We start from the raw sequence: 2,872 nt of genomic DNA, 5'->3' as shown, positions 1-2,872 counted from the left end.
TGCATCGAGTCCAGTTACAGAAAGTAGTTTAGGCGCAGGTACTTATGCTGTTCGTATTCGTACTACGGTTAATGGTACACAGTGTGATATTTCTTTAGGTTCAATCACTATAAATGAGCCAGCCGCAGTAGTTGCTAGCGGTACTATTACACAGGAGCCTACTTGTGATCCGGCCGTTGGAGCTACCATTACACCAAGTGCAACAGGAGGAACAGCACCTTATGAATATCAATTAGATGGAGCGGGCGCTTTCCAAACAGGTCCATTTACCGATGTTGCAGTAGGCGGTCATACTATCATAGCAAGAGATGCCAATGGTTGTTTATCAGTAGCATCAGCAACGATTAATGTTGTTGGACCAGCTACAGTAGTATTTACAGCAACGCCAACACCTTGTTTTGATGGAACAAATGGTCAAATTCAAGTTGATGTTACTTCTGGAAATGGAAATTATCAGTATATATTAAATGGAGGAGCACCACAAGTACCAGGTGCCTCTACTTATACATTTACAGGTTTAGGAGCTGGTACATATACTATAGATGTAATTGATGGAAGAGGATGTACAAATACACAATTAGTTCGAGTAATTAACGAGCAATTAACCGCTTCAGTTGATATCATAGCAGCAAGTTGTAATGACGGATCAATTACGGTGAATGCATTAGGTGGAACAGGAGCAGGTACTTATGTATATTCTGTAACTCTTGCAAATGCAGGAACACCAGCAGATGCAACATTCAGTAATACAAATCCTATTGCTTTATCAGGTAATACTTACGATGTTTATGTAAGAGATAATAATGGAAATACAGGATATTGTGAATTCTTACTAGAAGATGTTGTCATTGATACAGTTACCGATGTTTCTATTAGTTTAACAGATACTCAACCTACATGTAATGGAGATACAGGAAGTATTGAGGTTACAATATCCGATGGTTTAGCACCTCACGATTTATCGTTATCAGATGGTACAACAACAACCACTGTTACTGATTTTACAGGTACTAGTTATACTTTTAATAATTTACCAGCAGGAAATTATACAGTTACTATTACAGATGACTTAGGTTGTTCGGATTCTGCTACTGTAACATTAACAGATCCACCATTATTAACAGCAACAATAAGTCCTCTTCTTCCTTCTTGTGGAACTCCATTTGTAGGAAATGAGACATCATTTGGTTTTGAATTTACTAGTTTACCAACAGTAACCCCATATACCTTAGAATTTAGTTCAGATAATGGAGCTACATGGCAAACCTCTCCAACTTTTACAAGTTTGAATTCAGGAACATTAGTTAATCCAGTTATTCGTATTGTAGATGGAGCTACAGTTCGATGTTTAACCGCATTTGGTCCTTATACAATACCATTCAATGTTGAAGGTTTAATTGTGGATCCAGTAGCAAATCCAGGAACTTGTGTTGGAGGATTTAGCGTAACAGTAGAAGCTATTAATGGAGTAGGACCGTTCCTTTTTGCCATTGATACACCTTCAGGTTGGGTTGGTCCAGATGTTCCAGGAGGAAACACAGCGACTTTTAGTGGTTTAACTCCAGGATTAACTTACACATTTTATGTTCAAGATACAGCAACTATGTGTATTGAAGAGAATAATGAAGATGTATATGATACGTTTACACCAAGCGTTCTTTTAGTAGGAACAGCAACAAGTGATGATTGTGCAGGTGGACCACCACATAACGGAAGTATTAATTTTACCATAACAAATACTTCAGGAGATTTATCAGATCCTTTTGATTATACATTATATAGAAGAGACGATGTTACCAATGTAGGAGCACCTGTAACAGGTTTTATAGGAATAACGCAAGCTGGTTTTGCAGATATAGCAGTTTCTGGTTTAGGAGCTGGACGTTATTACATAGAAACAACTTCTTCACCTTCAGGATGTTTGTTTGGAAGTGAAGATGTTCAAATAGTAGAAGGAGTTGCAATTTCTGGAGATTTAACTGTAGTTAATAACATTGCGTGTGATACTCCAGGGGTTGTAAGAATAGATAATGTAGTAGGAGGTTTCCCTCCATATTCATATGCATTAGGAACAATTACTAACGCTACAGCAACGTTAGTAGGAAATACTGTAGAAGTGGCTTATGCAGATGTTACAACTACGACTTCGTCAGTTGGGGTTTCTGTTATTATTACTGATAGTAATGGAAATAGTTGTACAGCTACATTAGGCCCGGAAACATTAACAGTAAGTCAACCACCAGTTTTAGAAACTGCCGATGTTACTTCGAGTACTTGTGGTACAGATAAAAGTATAACAATAACAACAGCTAATGGAGTACAAACTATTGGAGGTACAGCCCCTTATCAATATTCTATTGACGGAGGTACAACGTACAGTGCACCAACGGCTAGTACTACATTCACTGAAAGTGGATTAGCACCAGGAAGTTATAATGTAATTATTAGAGATGCTAACGGATGTACAAGTGCTACAGTCGCAGTTACGATTTACGAGGAATTAGACTTTAGCTTAGCAGTACAACAAAATTTAAATTGTACTCCAGGTGAAGCATTAATAAGAATAACTGTTGCTTCTGGAGTTGATTTAGGAGCAACAGGAAACTTTACATATACTATTAATGGTGTTGCACCAACAGCAGATCCAGCAACTACTACAGGTAGTATATCAGGTACAGATACATTTGAAGATCATACAGTAACAGCAGATGGTACTTATGAAATTGTAGTTACTGATGTTCCTTCAGGTTGTAGTGTAACAAGACAAATAACAGTAGCACCAGCAATTGTTCCGGACTTTAGTGCTGTAGCTATCGACAATGCAAATTGTGATGGTAGTTCAGAAGGTATTATTGAGATGACGGCGGTAGAT

At 37.8% G+C, this 2,872-nt stretch carries 1 pseudogene; it reads left to right on the top strand.

Annotated features, from left to right (window positions below):
• A pseudogene (locus tag BVC87_RS22890) lies at positions 1-2,872 on the top strand (SprB repeat-containing protein); the annotation flags it as partial.

Source organism: Tenacibaculum agarivorans, assembly GCF_001936575.1.
GTDB classification, from domain to species: Bacteria; Bacteroidota; Bacteroidia; order Flavobacteriales; family Flavobacteriaceae; genus Polaribacter; species Polaribacter agarivorans.
This window is presented reverse-complemented; position numbering and strand designations above follow the sequence as displayed.